Source organism: Variovorax paradoxus, assembly GCF_902712855.1.
Classification (GTDB): Bacteria; Pseudomonadota; Gammaproteobacteria; order Burkholderiales; family Burkholderiaceae_C; genus Variovorax; species Variovorax paradoxus_Q.
Genome location: NZ_LR743508.1, coordinates 364,791 through 387,754, shown reverse-complemented (window position 1 = coordinate 387,754; position 22,964 = coordinate 364,791). Strand labels below are relative to the sequence as shown.

The 22,964-nt window shown below is 69.5% G+C and carries 19 protein-coding genes; 14 read left to right on the top strand and 5 right to left on the bottom strand.

Going from position 1 to position 22,964, the window contains the following annotated elements; all coding sequences use genetic code 11:
* Nucleotide 1 precedes the first annotated feature (1 nt).
* From AACL56_RS28215 to msrA, 3 genes are all read left to right on the top strand, one after another.
* The gene (locus AACL56_RS28215) at nucleotides 2-2,011 is read left to right on the top strand and encodes a hybrid sensor histidine kinase/response regulator (protein WP_339093299.1); all 2,010 of its coding nucleotides are present in this window, start codon (nucleotides 2-4) and stop codon (nucleotides 2,009-2,011) included.
* A 203-nt stretch (nucleotides 2,012-2,214) separates the two neighbouring features.
* Nucleotides 2,215-2,664 (top strand): peptide-methionine (R)-S-oxide reductase MsrB, encoded by a 450-nt coding sequence (gene msrB / locus AACL56_RS28210; RefSeq protein ID WP_339093298.1) that lies wholly within the window; start codon nucleotides 2,215-2,217, stop codon nucleotides 2,662-2,664.
* On the top strand, nucleotides 2,661-3,173 hold the full coding sequence (gene msrA / locus AACL56_RS28205; protein ID WP_339093296.1) for a peptide-methionine (S)-S-oxide reductase MsrA: 513 nt from the start codon (nucleotides 2,661-2,663) through the stop codon (nucleotides 3,171-3,173). Before msrB ends, msrA begins: the two co-directional genes overlap by 4 nt.
* A 179-nt stretch (nucleotides 3,174-3,352) precedes the next feature.
* Here msrA and AACL56_RS28200 read toward each other — a convergent pair whose 3' ends face one another.
* Nucleotides 3,353-7,696, bottom strand: a complete 4,344-nt coding sequence (locus AACL56_RS28200; protein ID WP_339093294.1) for a DEAD/DEAH box helicase — start codon at nucleotides 7,694-7,696, stop codon at nucleotides 3,353-3,355.
* A gap of 211 nt (nucleotides 7,697-7,907) precedes the next feature.
* On the opposite strand from AACL56_RS28200, the gene AACL56_RS28195 reads away from it, so the two are divergent.
* Genes AACL56_RS28195 through AACL56_RS28185 form a run of 3 tightly spaced genes read left to right on the top strand, consistent with a single transcriptional unit; the run spans nucleotide 7,908 to nucleotide 9,425 of the window.
* Nucleotides 7,908-8,195: a hypothetical protein gene (locus AACL56_RS28195; RefSeq protein WP_339093293.1), complete on the top strand. Its 288-nt coding sequence runs from the start codon at nucleotides 7,908-7,910 to the stop codon at nucleotides 8,193-8,195.
* Nucleotides 8,192-8,695 (top strand): hypothetical protein, encoded by a 504-nt coding sequence (locus AACL56_RS28190; RefSeq protein WP_339093292.1) that lies wholly within the window; start codon nucleotides 8,192-8,194, stop codon nucleotides 8,693-8,695. Before AACL56_RS28195 ends, AACL56_RS28190 begins: the two co-directional genes overlap by 4 nt.
* Before the next feature lies 1 nt (nucleotide 8,696).
* Entirely contained in the window at nucleotides 8,697-9,425 is a 729-nt protein-coding gene (locus AACL56_RS28185; RefSeq protein ID WP_425337086.1) for an extensin family protein, read from the top strand.
* Nucleotides 9,426-9,449: 24 nt separating this feature from the next.
* Here AACL56_RS28185 and AACL56_RS28180 read toward each other — a convergent pair whose 3' ends face one another.
* Nucleotides 9,450-10,292, bottom strand: a complete 843-nt coding sequence (locus AACL56_RS28180) for a hypothetical protein (RefSeq protein ID WP_339093290.1) — start codon at nucleotides 10,290-10,292, stop codon at nucleotides 9,450-9,452.
* A 285-nt stretch (nucleotides 10,293-10,577) separates the two neighbouring features.
* On the opposite strand from AACL56_RS28180, the gene AACL56_RS28175 reads away from it, so the two are divergent.
* The 4 genes from AACL56_RS28175 to AACL56_RS28160 all read left to right on the top strand — a co-directional run bounded on the left by AACL56_RS28175 (nucleotide 10,578) and on the right by AACL56_RS28160 (nucleotide 13,484).
* The gene (locus AACL56_RS28175; RefSeq protein WP_339093289.1) at nucleotides 10,578-10,943 is read left to right on the top strand and encodes a hypothetical protein; all 366 of its coding nucleotides are present in this window, start codon (nucleotides 10,578-10,580) and stop codon (nucleotides 10,941-10,943) included.
* 53 nt (nucleotides 10,944-10,996) lie between these two features.
* Nucleotides 10,997-11,911, top strand: a complete 915-nt coding sequence (locus AACL56_RS28170) for a Ku protein (RefSeq protein ID WP_339093288.1) — start codon at nucleotides 10,997-10,999, stop codon at nucleotides 11,909-11,911.
* Between the two features lie 54 nt (nucleotides 11,912-11,965).
* The gene (locus tag AACL56_RS28165; RefSeq protein WP_339093287.1) at nucleotides 11,966-12,820 is read left to right on the top strand and encodes a tetratricopeptide repeat protein; all 855 of its coding nucleotides are present in this window, start codon (nucleotides 11,966-11,968) and stop codon (nucleotides 12,818-12,820) included.
* Between the two features lie 160 nt (nucleotides 12,821-12,980).
* Nucleotides 12,981-13,484 carry a hypothetical protein gene (locus AACL56_RS28160; RefSeq protein ID WP_339093286.1) on the top strand — a complete coding sequence of 168 codons (504 nt, stop codon included), beginning with the start codon at nucleotides 12,981-12,983 and terminating at the stop codon, nucleotides 13,482-13,484.
* Here AACL56_RS28160 and AACL56_RS28155 read toward each other — a convergent pair.
* Nucleotides 13,435-14,334 carry a LysR family transcriptional regulator gene (locus tag AACL56_RS28155; RefSeq protein ID WP_339093285.1) on the bottom strand — a complete coding sequence of 300 codons (900 nt, stop codon included), beginning with the start codon at nucleotides 14,332-14,334 and terminating at the stop codon, nucleotides 13,435-13,437. The genes AACL56_RS28160 and AACL56_RS28155 overlap by 50 nt on opposite strands.
* A gap of 179 nt (nucleotides 14,335-14,513) precedes the next feature.
* On the opposite strand from AACL56_RS28155, the gene AACL56_RS28150 reads away from it, so the two are divergent.
* Together AACL56_RS28150 and AACL56_RS28145 are read left to right on the top strand one after the other, a co-directional pair.
* Nucleotides 14,514-15,125 (top strand): glutathione S-transferase family protein, encoded by a 612-nt coding sequence (locus AACL56_RS28150; RefSeq protein WP_339093284.1) that lies wholly within the window; start codon nucleotides 14,514-14,516, stop codon nucleotides 15,123-15,125.
* Between the two features lie 56 nt (nucleotides 15,126-15,181).
* Nucleotides 15,182-17,248 (top strand): pyridoxamine 5'-phosphate oxidase family protein, encoded by a 2,067-nt coding sequence (locus AACL56_RS28145; protein ID WP_339093283.1) that lies wholly within the window; start codon nucleotides 15,182-15,184, stop codon nucleotides 17,246-17,248.
* On the opposite strand, the gene AACL56_RS28140 is transcribed toward AACL56_RS28145, so the two are convergent.
* Nucleotides 17,245-18,405 (bottom strand): CaiB/BaiF CoA transferase family protein, encoded by a 1,161-nt coding sequence (locus AACL56_RS28140; protein WP_339093282.1) that lies wholly within the window; start codon nucleotides 18,403-18,405, stop codon nucleotides 17,245-17,247. The two genes, AACL56_RS28145 and AACL56_RS28140, sit on opposite strands and share 4 nt — an antisense overlap.
* Entirely contained in the window at nucleotides 18,402-19,619 is a 1,218-nt protein-coding gene (locus AACL56_RS28135; RefSeq protein ID WP_339093281.1) for a pyridoxal-phosphate-dependent aminotransferase family protein, read from the bottom strand. Before AACL56_RS28135 ends, AACL56_RS28140 begins: the two co-directional genes overlap by 4 nt.
* A 271-nt stretch (nucleotides 19,620-19,890) precedes the next feature.
* Here AACL56_RS28135 and AACL56_RS28130 point away from each other — a divergent pair, with 271 nt between their 5' ends.
* Nucleotides 19,891-21,333 (top strand): amidase, encoded by a 1,443-nt coding sequence (locus AACL56_RS28130; protein WP_339093280.1) that lies wholly within the window; start codon nucleotides 19,891-19,893, stop codon nucleotides 21,331-21,333.
* 46 nt (nucleotides 21,334-21,379) lie between these two features.
* Nucleotides 21,380-22,963 (top strand): ABC transporter substrate-binding protein, encoded by a 1,584-nt coding sequence (locus AACL56_RS28125; RefSeq protein WP_339093279.1) that lies wholly within the window; start codon nucleotides 21,380-21,382, stop codon nucleotides 22,961-22,963.
* Nucleotide 22,964 lies beyond the last annotated feature (1 nt).

Genomic DNA, 22,964 nt, shown 5'->3' with positions numbered 1-22,964 from the left:
CATGCCGACCGAGCCGCTGATCAGCACCACGATCGACCGGTCGCGCCACACCGTGCTGGTGGTGGACGACAACCCGACCACGCGATACACCACGGCGCGCGTGATCCGCGCGGCGGGCTTCGAGACCTGCGAGGCCGCGACCGGCGGCGAAGCGCTGGCGCTCGCCTCGCGCCAGGTCTCTGCGGTGGTGCTCGACGTGCACCTGCCCGACTTCAGCGGCTTCGAGGTGTGCCGCGAACTGCGCCTGAAACCCGAGACCGCCACGCTGCCCGTGGTGCACCTGTCGGCCACCTTCGTGCGCAACGAGGACAAGGTGGCCGGCCTCAATGCCGGCGCCGACGCCTACCTGGTCCATCCGGTCGAGCCGCCGGTTCTCGTCGCCACGTTGCAGGCGCTGATCCGCGCGCGCATGGCCGAGGAGAAGCAGCGCAACAGCGAAGCGCGCTTCCGCGCCATCTACGACCACGCACCCACCGGCATGGCGCTGATCGACGCCGAGGGCCGCTTCGCCGACGTCAACCCCGCCATGGTCGCCATGCTGGGCCAGTCGCGCGACGCGCTGATCGGCCAGCCGGTGAGCGCATTCGCACCCGACGAGTGGACGGCCTTCGTGCTGAGCCACACCTCCGGGGCGCAGCCGCCGGCTTCTTCATGGAAGGGCGAGTTCCCGCTGCTGCGGCAGGACGGCTCCTGGATCCGGCTCGAGTGGACCATGTCGGCGCACATCGAGCCGGGTCTGCGCGTGGGCATCGCGCTCGACGTGTCCGAGCGCTTCGAGCTCGAGGCGCGCCGGCGCGAGGTGCTGGAGCGCGAGCAGGCGGCGCGCGCCGCGGCCGAGCGCCTGAGCCGCACCAAGGACGACTTCGTGGCCGTGCTCTCGCACGAGCTGCGCAACCCGCTCAATGCCATCGGCGGGTGGGTGCATGTGCTCAAGGTCGGCAACCGCACGCCGGAGCAGATGGAGAAGGGCCTGAACGCCATCGACCGCAGCGTGAAGGCGCAGACACGGCTCATCGCCGACATCCTGGACGTGTCGCGCATCAGCTCGGGCAAGCTGCGGCTGCACCGCGAGTGGAGCGAGCCGCGCGCGCTGGTGAGCGCCGCCATCGAGGCGCTGGCGGCGCCGGCGGCTGCGAAGCGGCTGAGCATCGTGTTCGACCAGGGCCAGGTCGATCCGCCCGCCTGGCTCGACGCCACGCGCTTCCAGCAGATCGTGTGGAACCTGCTGTCGAACGCCATCAAGTTCTCCAGCGAGGCGGGGCGCATCCTCGTCGAGCTGCACCGCGAGGGCGACCTGCTCGACCTGACCGTGCAGGACTTCGGGCGTGGCATCAGCTCCGACTTCCTGCAGCACCTGTTCGACCGTTTCTCGCAGAGCGACTCGCCCGACAACCGCTTCCATGGCGGCCTGGGGCTGGGCCTGTCGATCGTCAGGAACCTGGCCGAGCTGCACGGCGGCAGCGTGTCGGCGCACAGCGCGGGCGAAGGGCACGGTGCCACGCTGCGCGTGGTGCTCGGCGTGGTGCCTTCGGGCGAAGCGCCCCTCGTGCTGCTCGACACGGACGATGCACGCCCCGCGGGGGCCTTGCTGTCGTCTTCGGCGTCCGCCGACCGTGTGCTGGCCGGGCTCGACGTGATGGTGATCGAGGACAACGCCGATGCGAGCGAGATCATGGCGGTCGTGCTGTCCGACGCCGGCGCCACCGTGCGCCTGGGCGTCGACTACGACGAGGCGCTGCATCTGTTCGAGCAGAAATGGCCCGACGTGCTGATCAGCGACATCGGGCTGCCGGGGCGCGACGGCTACGAACTGATCCGCGAGGTGCGGCAGCGCGAACGCGCGCGGGGCAAGCCGCGGCTGTTCTGCGTGGCGCACACCGCCTTCACGCGGCCGCAGGACCATGCCAGGGCCACCGAGGCCGGCTTCGACGCCCACCTGGGCAAGCCGCTGCAGCCCCATGCGCTGCTCGCACTGATCTGCGGCCGGCCGGCGGCGCCAACGCAAGGCTGACCTTCGCTTCACCGCGACTCGCGCGCGGCCGCTCACACCGGCTCCGTAGGCGCCCCGTGGCCGTCACGCGAGTCCGTCGACCTCGCGTCGCAAGGCGCGGGCATGCCCCGGCCGCAAAGGCCGACAGACCCTGCGGGCTTGTCTTTTTCCCGAAGATCCCAACGTTCGACACTCCCTCCACCGGTTCAAAAGGAGAAAACCGCATGCCCGACTACCGCAAGACGCCCGAAGCCATTGCCGCACTGTCCCGGGAACAGTTCCTCGTGACGCAGGAAGGCGCAACCGAGCGCCCCGGAACCGGCGAGTACCTCGACAACGAGGAGCCCGGCATCTACGTCGACATCGTCTCCGGCGAGCCGCTGTTCGCGTCGTCCGACAAGTTCGAATCGGGCTGCGGCTGGCCCAGCTTCACCAAGCCGATCGTGCCGGCGCATGTCAACGAGCTGCGCGACACTTCGCACGGCATGATCCGCACCGAGGTGCGCTCGGCGCACGGCGACAGCCACCTGGGCCACGTCTTCCCCGACGGCCCTTCGGACCGCGGCGGACTGCGCTACTGCATCAACTCCGCATCGCTGCGTTTCATTCACCGCGACGACATGGCCGCGCAAGGCTATGGCGCCTACATCGACCAAGTGGAGGACATCAAGTGACTCAAGAAACCGCAATCCTGGCCGGCGGCTGCTTCTGGGGCATGCAGGACCTCATCCGCAAGTACGACGGCGTGATCTCCACGCGTGTGGGCTACTCGGGCGGCGACGTGCCCAATGCCACCTATCGCAACCACGGCACGCACGCCGAAGCCATCGAGATCGTGTTCGACCCGGCGAAGATCAGCTACCGCAAGCTGCTCGAGTTCTTCTTCCAGATCCATGATCCGAGCACGCGCAACCGCCAGGGCAACGACGTGGGCCTGAGCTACCGCTCGGCCATCTTCTACACGAGCGACGAGCAGAAGCGCGTGGCCGAGGACACCATCGCCGACGTGGACGCCTCGGGCCTCTGGCCCGCCAAGGTGGTCACCGAGCTCGCGCCGGCAGGTGCCTTCTGGCAGGCCGAGCCGGAGCACCAGGACTACCTGGAGCGCATTCCCAACGGCTACACCTGCCACTTCATCCGGCCCGACTGGAAGCTGCCCGTTCGCGCGGGATCGACGCAGTAGGCCGGCTGCGCGAGCAGCGGCCTTGCAGCGCGGCCTTCAGGCGACGGGGCCGCGCTTTCATCGCGAGCGGGCACGGACGGCAGGGGCTGTTACGCGACGGCCGGAGACGTTCCCGAGCCTCGCCGATCGTCGGCGATCCTGCCGGTGCCGGGTCGCCGGAATGAAGCGAAGGAGCGCCGCTACGGCGCCAGCTCGAACATCCGCAGCGGTGCGTCCAGCGACAGCGCGCGGCGCGCCGCCTGCTCGCCGGCGGCGTCGAGCGTCACGAGCAATGCGATCTCGCCTGCGATGCTGGTCGCGATCGGCAGGCCGTCGCGGTAGAGCACACGCGAGCCCGCCACGCGCGGCACCCTGGGGCCGTGCACGATGGTGCCGAGCAGGTTGGCCGGGTCACTGGCCGCCAGCGTGACCAGCGCGCCGTCGCCCGGCTGCCGGCGCACCTGCCGCATCGACGCGACCGCCTCCGGCAGCGCGAACTGCTCGCCCGATACACCCGCAATGAAGCGGCCGCCGCGGATCTCGCCGCGCGCCTCGAGCCGCCGGCATATGCGCACCAGGTCGCGCCACGGTGGCAGCCATGCGGCCTCGCGCTCCAGCAAGCGCCAGCAGATCACGCCGTAGCGGCGCAGCAGCACATGCACGACCTGTTCGATGGTGTCGGGCGTATCCGCCGGTTTCGCCGCGGCCGAAGCCGGCGGTCGCACCAGCGTCCAGCGGCCCGCGTCCTCGATGCCGAAGAGCGGGGTGCGACGGCGGCGCCGCGTGTCGGCCGAGGCGCGCTTCGATGCCGGTACCAGCAGCGCGCGCAGTCCGGCATAGCTGTCGCAGCGGGCGCGGCCCTTGGCCACGAGTTCGGTCAGTGCCTCCTCGATCTCGACCGGCAGCAGGCGCGTGCCCTGCGCGATCTCGTCGAAGAAGCAGGCGCCGTGCTGCGCCAGGTGCGCGGCCACGCGCCCGGCGCGCGAGCCGAGGCTGTCGTCGTCGGCCGGCGGCGGCGCTAGCGCGGTCCACAGCGCGGCACTGCGGCGCGGCAGCAGCACGACCGGCGTGGCACGCAGCGACAGGCTGCCCGCGCCCTTGCGTCCCTCGGCGGCATGGGGCCGCAGCCGGGTCCACAGCACGCGTCCCGCGGTGCACAGGTCGTCGAGCCAGGCGCCGGCGTAGTCGGTCACGCGCGCGGGCAGCAGTTCGGCCTCCCACAGCGGCGCCGGCGCCTCGTAGCCTTCGAGCTGCGACAGGATGCCCGCAAGCGCCTCGGGCCCGCGCACGCGCGCGGCCGGGCCGATGTGCTGCCACTCGAAGAGAAAGCGCACGAAGTCGCGCGGCTCGACCGGCTCGATCTCGTGCCGCAGCCGCTTGAGCGTGTAGCGGTGGATGCGCGCCAGCAAGTGGCGCTCGCACCATTCGATCTCTGCCGTGCCGGGCGTGAAGCGTCCGCGCAGCACGCTGCCTTCGGTCTGCAAGGCGACCAGCGCGCCCTCGGCATCGGCAACGGACAGGCGCAGCGGCGCGGCCAGTTGCGCCACGGTGACCGGGCCGAGGCCGCCCAGCCGGGAGCGCAGCAGTTCGCGCAGCGCGGCGTCGCGGTCGGCCGGGCGCTCGGCATCGGCAGGTGCGGCGACGACCGGCTGCAGCGGCGTGTCGGGAAAGACGGCCTGCAGCAGCGGCAACCGTTCGGCGGCCACCCACAGGCCGCCTGCGGCCTTGCGGCCCCGGGCCCGGTCATCGAGCGGCAGTCGCGTGGCGCGCCCGGCCTTCGCCAAAGCCGCGAGCCATTTCTTCCAGTCGGGCTGCGGCGCAACCTCCTCGTCGCTCACCGCGCCGAGCATGCCCAGCGCCTCGTGCATCTCGTCGGCGCTGCGCGGCTGCGGCCAGGCTTCCTCGCGCACGCTGGCAATGGCGTCGGCATCGAGTTGCCCGATGTCGTCCGCGCTCTCGGGGTCGGTGTAACGGCGGTTCTGCACGGCCTGCGTGCGGCGCTCTTCCAGCGGCGCATCGTCGAGGAACGCATAGGGGCGCGCGCTGAGCGCCTCCATGGCGAGCGGCGACGGCGCGGGAAGATCGCGCGCGATCACCTTCACCTCGCCGGCCTCCATGCGCCGCAGCAGCGCGAGCCAGCCGTCGGCGTCCATCGCGTCGTGCAGGCAGTCGTCGAGCGTCTGCGCCACCAGCGGATGTTCCGGCACCTCGCGCTCGCCGGCGATGTTCTCGGCGCACGCCACCTGGTCGGGGAACACCGCCGCGAGCAGGTCTTCGGAGCGCATGCGCTGCAGTTGCGGTGCCACCTTGCGCCCGCCGCTGAAGCGCGGCAGCGCGAGCGCGGTGGTGGCATTCCAGCGCCAGCGCACGCCGAACAGCGGCGCATCGAGCAGGGCCTGCACCAGCACGTGCAGCGCCGAGGCCGAATGCAGGTAGCGCGCCACTTCGTCGAGCGCGAAGCTGTGGCTGGTGGACAGCGACAGCACGATCGCATCTTCGGTGGCCGCCGCCTGCAGCTCGAAGTTGAAGGTGCGGCAGAAGCGCTTGCGCAGCGCCAGGCCCCACGCGCGGTTGAGCCGGCTGCCGAAGGGCGAATGGATCACCAGCTGCATGCCGCCCGAGGCGTCGAAGAAGCGCTCCATGACCAGCGTGCGCTGCGTCGGCAGCGCGCCGAGCACCGCGTGCGCATGCGCGAGATGCTCGACGATCTGGCGCGCGGCCTCGGCGTCGAGACCGATGCCTGCCGTGAGCAGCGCCGTCGCGGCATCGCGGCCGCCCTCCTTCAGCGCCTGCGCCACGTCCTCGCGCAGGCGTGCCACGCCGGACGACAGCTCGTCGCTGCGGCCCGGCGCCTCGCCGAGCCAGAACGGGATGTTGGGAGCCGCACCGTGCGCGTCTTCCACGCGCACGCGGCCCGGCTCGATCTTCAGGATGCGGTAGCTGGTGTTGCCCAGCTGGAACACGTCGCCGGCCAGGCTCTCCACCGCGAAGTCCTCGTTGACCGTGCCGATCCTGTCCGCCTGCGGCTCGAGCATCACGGTGTAGTCGCCGGTTTCGGGAATGGTGCCGCCGGAGGTCAGCGCCGTCATGCGCGCGCCCTTGCGTTCGCGCAGCAGGTGGTTCACCGCGTCGCGGTGCACGTAGCCTGCGCGCTGGCCCTGGCGCGTGGTGAAGCCTTCGGCCACCATGCGCACCACTTCCATGAAGCGCTCGTGCGTGAGTTGCGCATAGGGCCAGGCGCGGCGCACCAGCGCGAAGAGTTCGTCTTCATGCCATTCGCGGCAGGCCGTCTCGGCCACGATCTGCTGCGCCAGCACGTCCAGCGGCGCGGGCAGAACGCGAAGCGCGTCGAGTTCGCCGCGCCGGATGCAGTCGAGCAGGGCCGCGCACTCGACCAGCTCGTCGCGCGACTGCGCGAAGAGCCGTGCCTTCGGCACGCCGCCCACGGCATGCCCCGAGCGGCCTGCGCGCTGCAGGAAGGTGGCGATGGCGCGCGGCGATCCGAGCTGGCACACCAGGTCGACGTCGCCGATGTCGAGGCCGAGTTCCAGCGAGGCGGTGGCCACCAGCACCTTGAGTTCGCCGCGCTTGAGCCGCTGCTCGGCGTCGAGCCGGGTTTCCTTCGACAGGCTGCCGTGGTGCGCGGCCACCGCCTCCTTGCCGAGGATGTCGCCCAGGTGCCGCGCCGCGCGCTCCGCCATGCGGCGGGTGTTGACGAACACCAGCGTGGTCTTGTGCAGCCACACCAGCTCCGCCACGCGCGCGTACACCTGCGTCCACTGGTCGTTCGACATCACCGCTTCGAGCGGCGTCGGCGGAAGCTCGAGCGCCAGGTCGCGCTGCTTGGCGTAGCCGATGTCGACGATGGCGCACTCGGCCGTGCCGTCGGACCGCAGCGCCCCCGCACCCACCAGGAAGCGCGCCACTTCGTCGATGGGCTTCTGGGTGGCCGACAGGCCGATGCGCACCGGCCGCGTGCCGCCATGCACCTCGCACAGCGCCTGCAGCCGCTCCAGCGACAGCGCCAGGTGGCTGCCGCGCTTGCTCGCGGCGATCGCGTGGATCTCGTCGACGATCACGCTGCGCACGGTCGAGAGCATCTTGCGGCCCGACGCCGAACCCAGCAGCACGTAGAGCGACTCCGGCGTGGTCACCAGGATGTGCGGCGGGCGCCGCAGGCTCTGCTGGCGCTCGCGCTGCGGCGTGTCGCCGGTGCGCACGGCGGTGCGGATCTCGACGTCCGGCAGACCGAGCGTCGCAAGCTCGGCGCGGATGCCGGCGAGCGGCGCATCGAGGTTGAGCCGGATGTCGTTCGACAGCGCCTTCAGCGGCGACACATACACCACGACCGTTTCATCCGGTAACCCTTCCGGCGAAAGGCCGCGACGGAACAGGTCGTCCAGCGCCGCCATGAAGGCGGTGAGCGTCTTGCCCGAACCGGTGGGTGCGGCCACCAGCGTGTCGCGCCCGCTGCGGACCGCCGGCCAGGCTTCTGCCTGGGCGGACGTGGGCCCGGCGAAGGTCCGGGAGAACCAGTGCGCCACGGCGGGGTGGAAGAGGGCGAGGGGGTGGGGGCGCTGACGTGCACGGCTTCATCAGATCGGGATTCGTCGGGCAATGTCAAGCCTGCGCGAGCGCCTTGCCGACGCTGCCTCGGCCTACACGAACTTCATGCGTGGCCCGACAGTGCAACGCAGGCTTGTTTTCGCCAATGGTCGCTTCATGATCAGTTGTTTATTTTTTTGAAGGACCTTGATGGCAGACGACGCAGAAATCTCCAACCATCCCTCCCGGCCGACCGCTGGCGCCGACGAGGCTGCAGCCGACGACGCGAACGCGGACAAGGCTTATGCACGCAATGCGGTCAACCAGACCGGCCGGAAGATCATGAGCTTCGAGGACCGGGCCGCCGAGTGGCATGCCGCCTGCTCGAAACGCATTGCGGCCGACCCGGTGAAGTCGGTGTTGCTGGCTGCTGCCGGCGGTGCCCTGCTGGCGGGCCTGCTGCTGGCGTTCGACCGCTCCGGGTGCCGCTGGCCATGACGGATGTCCCCAGCCCGGAGGAAAGGCTGGCACTGTCGCGCGCTGCGCTGCTGGCGGCGATGGGCTACCGCAGCACCGGCGCGCCATCCGGCCCGCAGCTCGTTCGCATTGCGAAGGCACGCAGCCGCAGCGCCGCGCATGCCGACGCCCCCGCTTCCGAAGGCCTCGGCAGCTTTGTCGGGAAAGTGGAAGCCAAGGTCGAACGCAGCGTGCTGGGGCGCTGGTGGCGCCGCAGCCATCTCAGTACCGCTGTGGAGCTGGGCACGCCCTTCCTGCAGGAATACGCCGCCAGGCACCCGGCCAAGCTGATGGCCGGCGCCGCGGGCGTGGGCTCGCTGGTGGTTCTGGTGAAGCCATGGCGGCTGCTGTCGGTGGGCATGGTCGTCGGCCTGCTCGTGCGCAGCACCAACCTGGCCGGCATCCTGACGGACTACCTGGTGCCGCAGCTCGGGGACACCGACGGGCCGCGGGACGATTTCCTCGACCGGCCGCCCGCCTGAGGTGTTGAGGCGCGGTACCGGCCTGGCGCTGTGCGTCGCGCTCGCAGCGGGCGCCTGGGCCGTCCACACCGGCGCGATCGGGATTTCCGAACGCTGGAACCCCTGGGCGCCGCTCGATGCTGCAGCGCCGCCCGATTGGCTGACGGGCTTCAGGCTCGCACGGGCGCGCCGCGAGCCGGCACTGTGCCTGGCGGCACTCGCGCGCACCGGCATGCAGTACGACCGGCTGCCCGACCGTGCGACCGGCGAGGGCTGCGGCTTCGAGAACGCGGTGCGGCTGCGCGACGCCGGCGTGCGCCTGAGCCCGGCGCCTTCGCTGAGCTGCCCGATGGCGCTGTCGTTCTTCATGTGGGAGACGCATTCGCTACAGCCGGCCGCCCGGCAACGCTTCGGCCAGCCGGTGGCCGCGGTCGAGCACCTGGGCAGCTACGCGTGCCGCAACATCAATCGCGGCGAGGGCGCGACACCGGGCGCGTCGCGAAGCCGGCATGCGACCGCCGACGCACTCGACGTGTCGGGCCTCGTGCTGGCAGACGGCCGGCGCATCACCGTGTCGCGCGACTGGCCGCGCGCCGATGCCCCGACGCCAGGCGGCGAGGCCGCCGGATTGCTGCGCGATGCGCATGCCGGCGCCTGCCGATTCTTCGACGGGGTGCTGGGTCCGGACTACAACGCCGCACACCGCGACCACTTTCATCTGGAGACCGGCGGATACAGCATGTGCCGCTAGCCTGCCGACGGGACGGGACAGCGGTTACCGGGTCAGCGGCTCGGCCGGCTCGACGTGCCCGTGCTGGCCGCAGCCTTCATCGCATGACGCGTGACGGCCCGCGGTGTCGCCGTCGAGCAGATCGCGTGGCGGATTCGTTGAGGGATTGGCAGTGAAGCGGTGCGCAAAGCGATCTTTCAGCAGACCGATTGCGCGCTCGTAGTAAAGCAGTGTCGGCTCGAACTTTCCAGCGACAGGTCGAGCCTGCGGGTGACGCAGGCGAAAGCAGGCGATCCCGCCGATATCGAAACGCCAGAGAGCCCTTGGTACCAGTCGCAGGCTGTCGCTGCGCACCGGGAAAGCCGCCTTGATGGCGCGGTCGTACCCGTGCCCGCTGCCGAACAGGATGACGTCGGGCTTGAGAAGATCGACCTCGTAGCGCAGGACCCTGCAGGAGAACTCGCGCAACTGCGCGGAATGGTCGATCGAGTTGCGGCTGTCGCTGCGGCCCCGAGGCCAGTCCATCTTCATCAGGTTCGCCCAGACAATCGACTTCCGCGTTCCTCCTGCCAGTTCGAGCGCGATGTGGTCGAGCGACTTGAGGAACGCGCCTTGCCCGCCCGTCACGTCCATTTGCTGTCGATAGCGTCCCAGCAGGTCGGCGATGGTTGCCTTGCCTGCGTAGTAATCGCGCAGGCGCCCGTACCAGCCGTTCGTTTCCTTGCCGACGAACATCACCTTCAGCGGTGCGTCCAGATATTCCTGCGAGATGCAGAGCAGGTGCGGCAGGGAGAGTTGCTCGAGATGCTCCGGAAGAAATCCGGCCTCGGCCAGCGCGGATTCGTAGAAGGCATTCAGCTGGCGTTGGATGTTTTCAAGCGGGCTCAAGGGAGGCTCTCGTGGTGCGAGGCAGTATTGTGGGCGGTCGGCGTGGCGCCACGGCCGGCAGGTGCCGGGCGCACACCTGGCGTCGGACAGGCCGGCAAGGCGAGGCATGCGCGACGTCTTCTGCTATTTCGACAACGACATGAATGTGCACGCGCCACGCGATGCAGCGCGCCTTGCAGTACGACTGGGCGGTGCGGCGCGGCCCGTTCCTACAGCGCAGGACGCACGACGGACTTAAGGTGGCAGCCGCCCGATGTCCATCCACGCACCACGCTCCACATCGCCATGAAGCGCACCGCCCGTCTTTCTCTGCGCCGCATCGCCGTCCACGTGGACGAGCCGCGGCCCGGCAAGTTCGAGTGGGTGCTGAACGAGGCACTGTCGCCATCGTCCGAGTCGTGGACCCCGCTGGACCGCGCGAAACGGCCCGTGGACAGTTACCGGAAGGCCATGGCCTTGGGGCTTCTGGCGCTGCAGGCGCTGGTCGACGACCTCGATGCGGGCCCGCGCGCGGCGCAGGAGGACGGGTTGCAGCACGAGGACGAGGACAACGACGATGCGCCGGCCGCACGCGGCAGCCGGCGCGCACAGGACGGCAAGGCCGCGACCCCTGGCCGACGCACCGCATTCGGCTTCGGGCTGATCGGTTGAACGGCGGCTAGGCACCCGTACGGCAACGCAAACCACATACGAAGGAGCCGCTCATGGCTGCAGGCAGGACACTCTGGAAAGGCGCGATCACCTTCGGGCTGGTGCACATCCCGGTCGGGCTGCACACCGCGAGCATCGAGCAGGGCGTGGATTTCGACTGGCTCGACAAGCGCAGCATGGACCCGGTGGGCTACAAGCGCATCAACAAGCGCACCGGCAAGGAGATCGACAAGGACAACATCGTGAAGGGCGTCGAGTACGAGGACGGCAAGTACGTCGTCATCTCGCCCGACGAGATCGAGGCCGTCTACCCGCGCACAACGCAGACGATCGAGATCCAGCGCTTCATCGATGCCGACGAGATCCCGTTCGTCTACCTCGAGCGGCCTTACTATGTGGCGCCGATCAACAAGGGCCAGAAGGTCTACGCGCTGCTGCGCGAGGTGCTGGTCAAGACCGGCAAGGTCGGCCTGGCCAAGGTGGTGATCGCGACCAAGCAGCACCTGGCGGTGCTGGTGCCTTCCGGGCAGGCGCTGGTGCTCAACCTCATGCGATGGGGCGACGAGGTGAAGCCGCTCGAGGGGCTCGACCTTCCCGCGGCCGGTGTGAAGGGCGCCCGCATCACGAGCGCCGAGATGAAGATGGCCGAGCAGCTGGTGAAGGACATGTCGGGCAAGTGGTCGCCCGGCGACTTCAAGGACGAATTCAAGCACGCGGTGATGAAGATCGTCGACAGGAAGGTGAAGGCCGGCGACACCGAGACCGTGATCGAGCCCGAGGAAGAAGCACCGAGCGAAAGCGCCGAGGTGATCGACCTGACCGAACTGCTCAAGCGCAGCCTGAAGGGCGGAGGCGCTTCGAAGGCGGGCGCCAAGAAGAAGGCGCCCGCGCGCAAGGCGGCGGCAAAGTCCGCAACCCGGTCCGCACGCAAGACCACGGCCGCCGACAAGGAAAGAAAGGCCGCCTGAGCGCAGCCGGCACTGCTGGCAAGCTGTGCATCACCCCCTGCAAGGTCGAACGACATGCGTGCACGGCCATCACCACCGAACGAGAGCGAAGCGCATCGCGATCTCCACCGCTACACGCTTGAAAGCGTGAACCGCCTGCTCGGACTGTCGCGCCATGCGGTGCGCAGGCTGGTGCAGCTCGGCTTCGTCACGCCGGCGCGGGGCGCGCGCAATGCCTACCTGTTCTCCTTCCAGGACATGGTGGTGCTGCGTTCGGCACACAACCTGCACGCAGCGCGCATTCCGGTGCGGCAGATCCTGAGGTCGCTGTCGGCCCTGCGGCGCACGCTGCCGCGGACGCCGCCATCCGACGGGTTGCGCGTCGTTGCCGCGGGCAGCCGGGTCGCGGTCCAGCAGGGCGAGCGCCGGTGGGAGCCGGACACCGGGCAGATGGTGCTCGACCTTGCCATCGGCACGCCGCAAGGAGGCGTTCGTCTCCTGTCTCCGGCCAGTGCGCAGGAGCGCTTCTCGCTGGCTGAGTCGCTCGAGCAGGACCAGCCGGCAGCGGCGGAGGCTGCCTATCGCGAGGCGATCCGCCTGGACGACCGCTTCGCGCCCGCTTACCTGAACCTCGGATTCCTGCTGTGTGAATCGGACAGGTGCGACGATGCGGCCGCGCTGTACGACCAAGGGGTGCGGCGGTGCCCCGACGAGCCGCTCATGCACTACAACCATGCGGTCGCGCTCGACAACCTGGGCCGCTCGCACGAGGCGTTGGCGGCCTACGAACGCAGCATGGCGCTCGATCCGGCCCTGGCCGACGCGCACCAGAACGCCGCGCTGCTCTATGCGGAGGTCGGCGAGAAGCAGTTGGCCATCAGGCACTTCAATGCGTACCGGCGCCTGCGCGGGCGTCATCCGGCTGCATGAGCTGGCGCCGATGGGGCACTCGCGGTACCTGTCGGGGCTTCGCGCAACGCCTGCAACGGTTGCAGGAAGGCTTGCTTCATGCATCGGGTGTGTGGGCTGGCCCGCGGCGTGCGCGTGAGATGGGCCCGACAGCGGCTGCGTGCCCGTTCCGACATCGGTGATGTACCCCGCGGCCGGCAGCCTTCATGCCGGCGGGCTGCACGCCACGCGCAGGCTGCAGCGCGCCATCGGCGTGATCTACCGGCCGCAGACCGAACGCCAGAGCCATTGCTTTCATGTGGACCTGCCGCGCGCCAGTTCGACGCGCCGGAGACCTTTCCTTCGGGCACCTGAGCCGGGGCTTGCCGATTGCAGCGGAATCCGCAGGAATGAATTGCGCGGCACGCCGGTTCACACCGCGCCGGTGCGCTTCCATAGTCGGGGCTTCGAAACGAACGCGGAGCGCACGATGCTGCCGTCACCTTTCTACGACGAGGTTCCTCAGGACATCGGTGGCAACGAAGTGTGGGCGCGGGCCCATGCGTCCGGCCACGAAGAAGCCGGCAACGCGGCGCGCGCGCTGCTGGAACGCCTGCTGTCGCTGCTGTCGCTGCTTCGTGCCGGTGGGGCGCGCGTTACTGCAGGTTGGGGTCGTCCCGCAACGCTTCGACAGCCATGTCGATGAAGGCACGCACCCTGTGCGTCGCATGGCGGCCTTCGCGGTGCACCACGTGGATGGGCATGGCGGTGCGCTCGAAGTCTTCCAGCAGCAGCACGAGGGTGCCTTCGCGCACAGCCTGCGCAACCTGGTAGAGCGGCAGACGCGTGATGCCCAAGCCGGCGGCGGCGGACTCGGCCGCGGCCTCGTTCGTCGTGGTGCTGAGCCGGGGCTGCAGGCGGATCGTCACGGGCTTGCCGCCGTCGCGAAAACGCCAGTCGGGTGCCGGCGTGATGCCGGTGGCGAAGATGGTGACGTGCTGCAAGAGATCCTCGGGGCGCTGCGGCGCGCCGTGCTGCCGCAGGTAGTCCGGCGACGCGCACAGCACTTGCCGCACCCGACCGACCCGGACCGCCTGCAGTGAGGAGTCGGGCAGTTCGCCGAGCCGAACCGCCACGTCCACGCCTTCGTCCACGAGGTTGACCATGCGGTCGATGAACCAGCAGTTGACGTCGACCTTGGGGAACTGCGCCAGGTAGCGGCGCACGATCGGCGCGACGTACATGCGGCCGAAATTCGACGACGAGGTCACGGTGAGCAGGCCCTTGGGCGCGGCATGCGCGCCCGCCGCCGTGCCCTCAGCCTCCTCGATGTCGGCCAGGATGCGGCGGCAGTTGTCCGCATAGGTCGTTCCCGCCTCGGTGACCCGGACGAAGCGCGTGGTGCGCGTGAGCAGGCGCACGCCCAGGCGTTCCTCGAGCTCGCCGACGGCGCGCGTGACGACCGAGGGCGAGACGTTGAGCCGGCGCGCGGCGGACGCGAAGCCGCCGGTCTCGACGACCGCCAGGAATGCCGCCATGGCCTGTATCCGATCCATCGATGAGCCTCTTGCGCCGTTGCGGGCCGCGGCGCCTGCATGCCCGGTCCGGTGTGTTTGTTGATGTTTCGAGAATGGTGACTTGCAGCCGGCAGGGATTCTAGAGGCGGGCGATACGAGGGAGCATCGGCTCCACGGACGGGGCATCACCCGTCCGGCACACCATCAAGGAATCTTTCATGAAGCTCTACCACCATCCTCTTTCCGGCCACTCGCACCGCGCACGCCTGTTCCTCAGCCTTGCCGGCGTGAAGCACGACCTGGTCGAGGTCGACCTCGCCGCCGGCGCGCACAAGAAGCCCGAGTTCCTCGCGCTGAACCCCTTCGGGCAGGTGCCGGTGCTCGACGACGACGGCACCATCGTGACCGACTCGAACGCCATCCTCGTCTACCTCGCGAAGAAGCTGGGCCGGGACGACTGGCTGCCGCAGGACCCGGTCGCCTCGGCGGCGGTGCAGAAGTGGCTGAGCGTGGCCGCCGGGCAGATCGCCTACGGGCCTGCCGCCGCGCGGCTCATCACCGTGTTCGGCGCCGGCTTCAGGCCGGAGGAAGTCATCGGCCGTGCGCACGCGATCCTGGCGGTGATCGAGGCGCAGCTCGCGGGCCGCAGCTTCATCGTCGCCGAGAAGCCCACCGTGGCGGACGTGGCGCTGTACAGCTACATCGCCCGCGCGCCCGAAGGCAACGTCGACCTGCAGGCCTATCCGAACGTGCGCGCCTGGCTCGCACGGATCGAGGCCCTGCCCGGCTTCGTCGAGTTCGGCAGGACACCGGTCGGCCTGGCGGCCTGACCGCATCCACGGCCCCGAGGGGCCGATGAACGACAACCCTTGCGCGCGAGAGCCCCATGAACACCCTGTCCAACGACACCGCGGATTCGCCCTGGCACGCCGGCGAGCTCGCCATCCAGGAAAGCATCGGCGTGGTGCGCGTCATGGACAAGCCGGGGCGCATGTACGTCAGGAAGTTCCTGCTCGACCAGCACCGCACGTTCTACCCGCTGCTGCACTTCATCGTGCTCGGCGCGGTCGACCCGCAGGGCGATGCGTGGGCCACGGTGCGCGCGGGCGAACCGGGGTTCCTGCAGTCGCCCGACCCGGCGACGCTCAGCGTCGGCACGCCGCGCGATGCGGCCGACCCGGCCGAGCGCGGCATGGAGGACGGCGACGCGATCGGCGTGCTCGGCATCGACCTGATGACGCGCCGGCGCAACCGGATGAACGGCAACCTGAGCCGCAGCGGCGACGGTGCGTTCGACATCGGCGTGGTGCAGAGCTTCGGCAACTGCCCGCGCTACATCCAGAACCGGAACTTCTCGTTCGCACGCGAACCGGCCCTGCCTTCGAGCGTGCCTGCGATCGAGCTCGATGCGCTCGACGCGCGGGCACGCGAACTGATCGAGCGGGCCGACACCTTCTATGTGGCGTCGTACGTGGATGGCGAGGACGGCACGCGGCAGGTCGACGTGTCGCACCGCGGCGGCAAGCCGGGCTTCGTGCGCATCGGCAGCGACGGCGTGCTGACCATTCCCGATTTCTCGGGCAACCTGTTCTTCATGACGCTGGGCAATTTCCTGCTCAACCCGAAGGCGGGCATGCTGTTCATCGACTCGGAGACGGGCGACATGCTGCAGATGACCGGCGAGGCGAAGGTCATCCTCGATTCGCCGGAGATCGCGGCCTTCGAAGGCGCGGAGCGGCTGTGGACATTCAAGCCGCGCCGCGTGGTGCATCGCCCCGACGGGCTGCCGCTGCGCTGGCGCATGACGCCCGACGGCTGGGCGCCCAACCTGCTCATGACCGGCAGCTGGGACGACGCCGAACGGCGCCTCGCGGCGAAGGCGCTGGCACAGCGCTGGCGGCCTTTCCGGGTGACGCGCACGGTGGAAGAGAGCAGTTCGGTGCGCTCGCTCTACCTGTCGCCCGACGACGGCGTCGCGACGATTCCGCCGCTCGCGGGCCAGCACCTGCCGGTCCGCATGACGCTGCCCGACAGCGTGGAGGCGCTGACCCGCACCTACACGCTGTCGCTGGCACCGTCGGACGGCGAGTACCGCATCAGCGTGAAGAAGGACGGCAAGGCCTCGCAGCACCTGCACACCCTGGCCGAGGGAGACATGCTCGAGGTGCGGGCACCGGCCGGCAGCTTCACGGTGGACGCCTCGCAGCGTCGGCCGGTGGTGCTGCTTGCCGCGGGCATCGGCATCACGCCGATGCTGGCCATGCTGCGTCACCTGGTGCATGAGGGAAAGCGCACACGGATCTTGCGGCCGATCTGGCTGTTCCAGTCGGCGCGCACCCTCGCGGAGCGCCCGTTCGACAAGGAGATCGCCTCGCTGGTCGAGGCCGGCAACGGCGGCGTGCGGTGGGTGCGCACGCTCAGCCAGCCCGGCACGGCGGAGATCGGCCGCGACTACGACAAGGAAGGCCGCATCGACATCGAGCTGCTCAAGGCCACGCTGCCGTTCGGCGACCACGATTTCTATCTCTGCGGTCCTCAGGCTTTCATGCAGGCGACCTACGATGGCCTGCGCGAACTGAACGTTGCCGACGGGCGCATCCATGCCGAGGCCTTCGGCCCTTCGTCGCTCCAGCGTTCGGCCGGTGCCGGTACCGGTGAGGCCGCAGAGGTCGCGCTGGCGCCCGTGGCGACCGAGTCGGTGCGCGTCGTGTTCACCGAGTCGGGCAAGGAAGGGCGCTGGAACCCCGGCGACGGCTCGCTGCTCGAGGTGGCGGAGGCGCGCGGCCTGTCGCCTTCGTTCGGCTGCCGGGGCGGAAGTTGCGGCAGCTGCAGGACGCGTGTGCTCGAGGGCGAGGTGACCTATGCGACGAAGCCGTCGTTCACGGTGGAGGCCGGCGAGGCGCTGATCTGCTGCGCGATGCCGGCCCAGGGGCCGCTGCAGCTGGCGCTCTAGCTTTGCTCGCCCTGCGCCCATTCCCTCGCGATGTCGTCGAGGCTGTGCTGTCCCAGCGCCGGCGCGGGCGCGCGGATGCTGCCGGGGGTGCGCGAGAAGCCGGTCGGTATGCCCAGCATCCGCAGCGCGCCTTCGGTCGGATGCGCATGCGGCTGCACCAGCCCGCTCTCTCGCAGGTGCGGGTCGGCCACCACGGCTTCCATCGACAGCACCTCGGAATGCGGGATGTCGGCATCGGCCAGCAGGGCGAGCCACTGCGCGGTGGTGCGCTGACGCACCAGGTCGGCGAGCATGCCGTAGAGCGCATGGATGTTGCGGCTGCGTTGCGCCGGTTCCATGTATCGCGGGTCTTCGGCCACCTCGGGCCGGCCCGCGAGCCGGAAGAAGCGTTGCCACTGCGCGGTGGTGTAGGGCAGCAGCGCGATGAAGCCGTCCTGCGTGCGGTAGGGACGCCTTGCGCTCGAGAGCAGGCGTTCGTAGCCCATCGGTCCCTCGGGCGGCTCGAACGTGTGGCCGGCGAGGTGCTCGACCAGGGTGAAGGCGGCGAGAGTCTCGAACATCGGCACCTCGATGGCCTGCCCGAGGCCCGAGCGCTCGCGCTCGTACAGCGCCATCGCCACCGCATAGGCCACCGTGAGGCCTGCGGTCTTGTCGGCCACGATGGTGTTCACGTAGGCGGGGTGGCCGGTGTCCGGATGGGCCTGCACGGCTGCGAGGCCGCTCATGGCCTGGATGATGTCGTCGAACGCAGGCCGGCCCGCATAGCGGCCCTTTTCGGAGAAGCCGACCGCTGCGCAATAGACGAGGCGGGGGTTGAGCGGACGCAGCGTGGCGTCGTCGAGGCCGAGGCGCGCCATCGACTTCGGCCGCACGTTCGACACGAACACGTCGGCATGTCGCACCAGGCCGCGCAGCCGCTCGGCGTCGGCCGGCGACTTCAGGTCGAGCACCACGCTGCGCTTGTTGCGGTTGAGGTTCAAGAAGGGCGCCCCCATGCCCGGGTGCCGCGCCGGCGCGACGTGGCGGAACACGTCGCCGTCCTTCGGCTCGATCTTGATCACGTCGGCGCCCATGTCGCCCATGATCTGCGTGGCGTACGGACCCATCGCGACCGAGGTCAGGTCGATCACGCGGATGCCTTGCAGCGGGCCGCTCATTGCACGTTCTCGCCGGCCGGCGCCGAGAGCACGCGCACCGCGCGTTCCACGCCAGGGCCGTAGGCGATGCCGCTGGCGCTCATCGCAGCCTCCATGCCCGCCAGGCAGCCGAGCACCATCGGCGCGTTGAGGTCGCCGAGGTGGCCGATGCGGAAGATCCGGCCCGCGAGGTTGCCGAGACCGCCCGCGATGCCCACCTGGAAGCGCTCGCGCGCCAGCGTGCGCAACGCTTCGGGGTCGATGCCTTCGCGCACCGCGATGGTGGTGACTGAGACCGAGCGCGACTTCGCATCGCGCACATGGAAGGCCACGTCGCCGCGCTCGCTCCAGCCCTCCACCGCGGCCTGCACCGCAGCGGCAAGACGGCGGTGGCGTGCGATGACCTGCGCAAGCCCTTCTTCGAACACCAGGTCGAGCGCCGCCTTCAGGCCCATCAGCAGGCTTTGCGGCGGCGTGCCGCAGAACTTGCGGTAGCTCAGGTCGCTCCTGCGGCGCAGCCAGTCCCAGTAGACGCGCGGCGTCGTGTTGGCTTCGGCGACGCGCATGGCCTTCTCGTTCACGGCCACGAAGCTCAGGCCCGGCGGCACCATCAGCGCCTTCTGCGAAGCGCCGATGGCCACGTCCACGCGCAATGCATCCATGTCGAACGGCGCCGCCGCCAGCGAGGCCACCACGTCGACCACGAGCAGCGCGGGATGCGATGCGGCGTCGATCGCGTCGCGGAAGGCCTGCATGTCGCTGGTCACGCCGCTGCCGGTGTCGGTGTGCACCGCGAACACCGCGGCGATCTCGTGTGCGGTGTCGGCACGCAGCAGCGCTTCCACCGCGCCGGCGTCGGCCGCGCGGCCCACCTCGCAGGCGGTGCGCAGCACGCGCACGCCCAGCCCTTCGGCATGCAGCGCCCAGGCTTCCGAGAAGGTGCCGCTGCCGGCGACCACCACGCACCCGCCCGGCGCCACCAGGTTGCACACGGTGGCCTCCCAGGCCCCATGGCCGTTGGCCGCATACATGAAGACATCGGAATGCCGCGCGCCGAACACGCGCCGCAGGCCGTTCTCGCAATCGGCGATGAGGGTGTCGAGCGCAGGGTCGCCGAGTTCGAGCGGCTGGATGCCCATGGCGTTGACCACCTGGGCCGGAAGCCGCGTCGGGCCGGGGGCATGGAGGAATGGCGTGCCGGGTATGCGAAGTGAGGAGGAGGAAGAGGGGTTCAAGGCGATCGTCCCGAAAAGGTCGCGGCGGTGCCGCGGAAAAGAAGAAGTGCTTCGCGCGCATCTGCGCACGAAGCTTGCTTAAATAAATCGAATGGCAATTTTCATGTATCGCTAAAAGATACTTATCGCGGATGATGCACCAGAATGAAGCCGCACGACGACGGGTTTCTACTGATGAAGTTCGCATTGCTCCGCCCGAACAAAAATGGGAATATATCTGAATGCAATATTTAAAGATCGCAATGCAATACTCAAACAACGAGAGCCGAGCATGAGCAGCATCGAGCCGAACGATTACGACAAGCTCGACGGTGTGGCCATGGCCCAGTTGCTGGCCGATGGCGAAACCACGTCGCAAGCGCTGATGGCCTGCGCCATCGACGCCGCACGCCGCAACGCCGATCTCAACGCCCTGACCTACGAGCGCTGCGACGAATCGCTGGCGCTGGCGCGCGACTGGCAGCCGCGCGGCGTGTTCCGCGGCATTCCGTTCCTGCTGAAGGACTCGGGCCTCGCGTCGACGCGCTTTCCGTCGAGCATCGGCTCGCGGCTGCTCGACGACACCACCTACACCGTCGACGCCACGCTGACCGGCCGCTTCGAGCAGGCCGGGCTGATTTCCTTCGCGCGCTCGACCGTCTCCGAGCTCTGCATGGGTCCTTCGACCGAGGCGGTGCGCAACGGCGGACCCACCTTCAACCCGTGGGACCGCAGCCGTTCGGTCGGCGGTTCGAGCGGCGGCGCGGCCGTGGCCGTGGCCGCGGGCATCGTGCCGGTGGCGCACGGCAGCGACGGCGGCGGCTCGATCCGCCTGCCGGCCGCCTGCTGCGGGGTGTACGGCCTGAAGCCCTCGCGCGGCCGCGTGCCTATGGGCCCCTTCCGCAACGAGGGCTGGGGTGGCATGGCCGTCGACGGCGTATTGACGCGCACGGTGCGCGACACCGCTGCCGCCATGGACGCCATCAGCGGCTACGAGCCGGGTGCGCCCTACGGCGCGCCGCCCAAGGCCGGCAGCTATCTGGAGCTGATCGGCCGCGCGCCCGAGCGTCCGCTGCGCATCGGCGTGTGGCGACAGGCGTGGAACGGCATCGCCATCGCGCCCGAATGCCTGGCGGCCGTCGACCGCACCGTGGCGCTGTGCCGCGACCTGGGCCACGAGATCGTCGAGGTGCCGCTGCCCGACATCGACTACGAAGCCTTCGTGCGCGCACACGGCACCGTGCTGGCCTCGAACATCGTGCTGGCGGTCGACACGCGCGTGAAGCTGCGGGGCAGGGCGCTCGCGGCCGACGACATCGAAGAGGTCATTCGCGACGGCTACGCGGTGGGCAAGGGCATTGCCGCCACCCAGTACGTGGAAGCCATCCAGCGCTTCCATGCCATCGGCCGCGCCTTCGAGGCCGCCATGCGCGGCTGCGACATCGCGATCAGCACCACGCTCACGCAACTGCCCGTGATGCTCGGCGAACTCGCGCTCACCGGCGGCTTCTGGGACTTCCGCACCAAGGTGTCGCGCTACGCCACCTTCCTGGCCGTCATCAACGCCTCCGGCCAGCCGGCAGCGACGCTGCCGATGAACCGCACCGCCGAGGGCGTGCCCATCGGCACGCAGCTCATCGGGCACTTCGGCCGCGAAGACCAGGTGCTGGCGCTGTCCGCCCAGCTCGAGCGCGCGGCGCCGTGGGCTTCGGTGCGCCCGGCCGCGCGCGGCTGAACCCTTCACCTCCCGATTCATTCACCTCGACACCCCAAGGAACCACATGAAGAAGAACCTGTTTCTCGCAGCGATCGCCCTGTGCGCGGCCATGGCCTTGCCGGCCGTGCCGTCCTTCGCCAAGGACGTCAAGGACGACGTGACCGTGAAGGTCGTCATGCATGCGCCGCTGCGCGTGCTCGACCCCATCTTCACCAACGCCTACATCACCCGCAACCACGGCTACCTGGTGTTCGACACGCTTTTCTCGCTGGACAGCGAAGGCAAGCCGCAGCCGCAGATGGTCAACACCTTCAAGCTGTCGCCTGACAAGCTCACCTACACCTTCACGCTGCGCCCCGGCCTGAAGTTCCACGACGGCTCGCCCGTCACCTCGGACGACGTGATCGCCTCGCTGCAGCGCTGGGCCGCGCGCGACGCGCTCGGCACGCGCCTGATGGCCGTCACCGAGAAGATGGCCGCGGTCGATGCGAACACCTTCACGCTGCAGCTGAAGAAGCCCTACGGCCTGGTGCTCGACTCGCTGGCCAAGCCCGGCTCGCCGGTGCCTTTCATCATGCCCAAGCGGCTGGCCGCCACCTCGCCGAACGAGGCCATCACCGAGATGGTCGGCTCGGGCCCGTACAAGTTCGTGCAGGGCGACTTCCAGCCCGGCGTGAAGGCCACCTACGTGAAGTTCGCCGACTACGTGCCGCGCAACGAGCCGGCGAGCAACTTCGCCGGCGGCAAGGTCGTGAACATCGACCGCCTCGAGGTGGTGAACATCGCCGACGGCCAGACGGCAGTGAACGCGATGCGCAACGGCGAGATCGACTTCATCGAGAACGTCGCGCCCGACCTGCTCTCGCAGCTCGACGGCGCGAAGGGCGTCATGACGGCCCCCAAGAGCCGCGAGACCAACATGTACACGCTGCGCATGAACTGGATGCAGCCGCCGTTCGACAACGTGAAGGTGCGCCGCGCCGCCATGGCCGCGCTCTACCAGCTCGACTACCTCGACGCTTCCATCGGCGATCCCAAGCGCTACCGCGTGTGCGGCGCGGTGCTCACCTGCTCGTCGCCCTACAAGTCGGACGAAGGCGCCACGCAGATCCACAAGCCCGACCTCGCCAAGGCGAAGCAGATGCTCAAGGAGAGCGGCTACAAGGGCGAGAAGGTGGTGGTGCTGCACTCGACCGACGTGCGCAGCCTGGTCAACATCGCGCCCATCACCGCGCAGGCGCTGCGCAGCATCGGCATGAACGTCGACATGCAGGCCATGGACTTCACCACGCTGCTGGCGCGCCGCACCAAGAAGGACCCGGTCGACAAGGGTGGCTGGAGCATCTTCCAGTCGAGCATCGTGGTGCTCGACCTGATCAACCCGGTGGTCAATCCGAACCTCGACGGCCGCGGCGAAGCGGGCTACCCCGGCTGGACCAAGGACGACACCATGGAAGGCCTGCGCGACCAGTTCGCCAGCGAGACCGACGCGGCCAAGCGCGCGCAGATCGCGCAGGCCATCCAGAAGCGCGCCTACGACCAGGTGTTCTACGTGCCGCTGGGTGAAATCATCGAGTACAAGGCCTTCGACGCGAAGATGGGCAAGCTGGTGGACGCGCAGCTGCCCCTGTTCTGGTCGAGCAAGTGAC

Coding starts and splice junctions, on each gene's coding strand:
- AACL56_RS28215 (WP_339093299.1), top strand. CDS start 2: ATGCCGACCGAGCCGCTGATCAGCACCACGATCGACCGGTCGCGCCAC.
- msrB (WP_339093298.1), top strand. CDS start 2,215: ATGCCCGACTACCGCAAGACGCCCGAAGCCATTGCCGCACTGTCCCGG.
- AACL56_RS28195 (WP_339093293.1), top strand. CDS start 7,908: ATGGCAGACGACGCAGAAATCTCCAACCATCCCTCCCGGCCGACCGCT.
- AACL56_RS28190 (WP_339093292.1), top strand. CDS start 8,192: ATGACGGATGTCCCCAGCCCGGAGGAAAGGCTGGCACTGTCGCGCGCT.
- AACL56_RS28175 (WP_339093289.1), top strand. CDS start 10,578: ATGAAGCGCACCGCCCGTCTTTCTCTGCGCCGCATCGCCGTCCACGTG.
- AACL56_RS28170 (WP_339093288.1), top strand. CDS start 10,997: ATGGCTGCAGGCAGGACACTCTGGAAAGGCGCGATCACCTTCGGGCTG.
- AACL56_RS28165 (WP_339093287.1), top strand. CDS start 11,966: ATGCGTGCACGGCCATCACCACCGAACGAGAGCGAAGCGCATCGCGAT.
- AACL56_RS28160 (WP_339093286.1), top strand. CDS start 12,981: ATGTACCCCGCGGCCGGCAGCCTTCATGCCGGCGGGCTGCACGCCACG.
- AACL56_RS28155 (WP_339093285.1), bottom strand. CDS start 14,334: ATGGATCGGATACAGGCCATGGCGGCATTCCTGGCGGTCGTCGAGACC.
- AACL56_RS28150 (WP_339093284.1), top strand. CDS start 14,514: ATGAAGCTCTACCACCATCCTCTTTCCGGCCACTCGCACCGCGCACGC.
- AACL56_RS28145 (WP_339093283.1), top strand. CDS start 15,182: ATGAACACCCTGTCCAACGACACCGCGGATTCGCCCTGGCACGCCGGC.
- AACL56_RS28140 (WP_339093282.1), bottom strand. CDS start 18,405: ATGAGCGGCCCGCTGCAAGGCATCCGCGTGATCGACCTGACCTCGGTC.
- AACL56_RS28130 (WP_339093280.1), top strand. CDS start 19,891: ATGAGCAGCATCGAGCCGAACGATTACGACAAGCTCGACGGTGTGGCC.
- AACL56_RS28125 (WP_339093279.1), top strand. CDS start 21,380: ATGAAGAAGAACCTGTTTCTCGCAGCGATCGCCCTGTGCGCGGCCATG.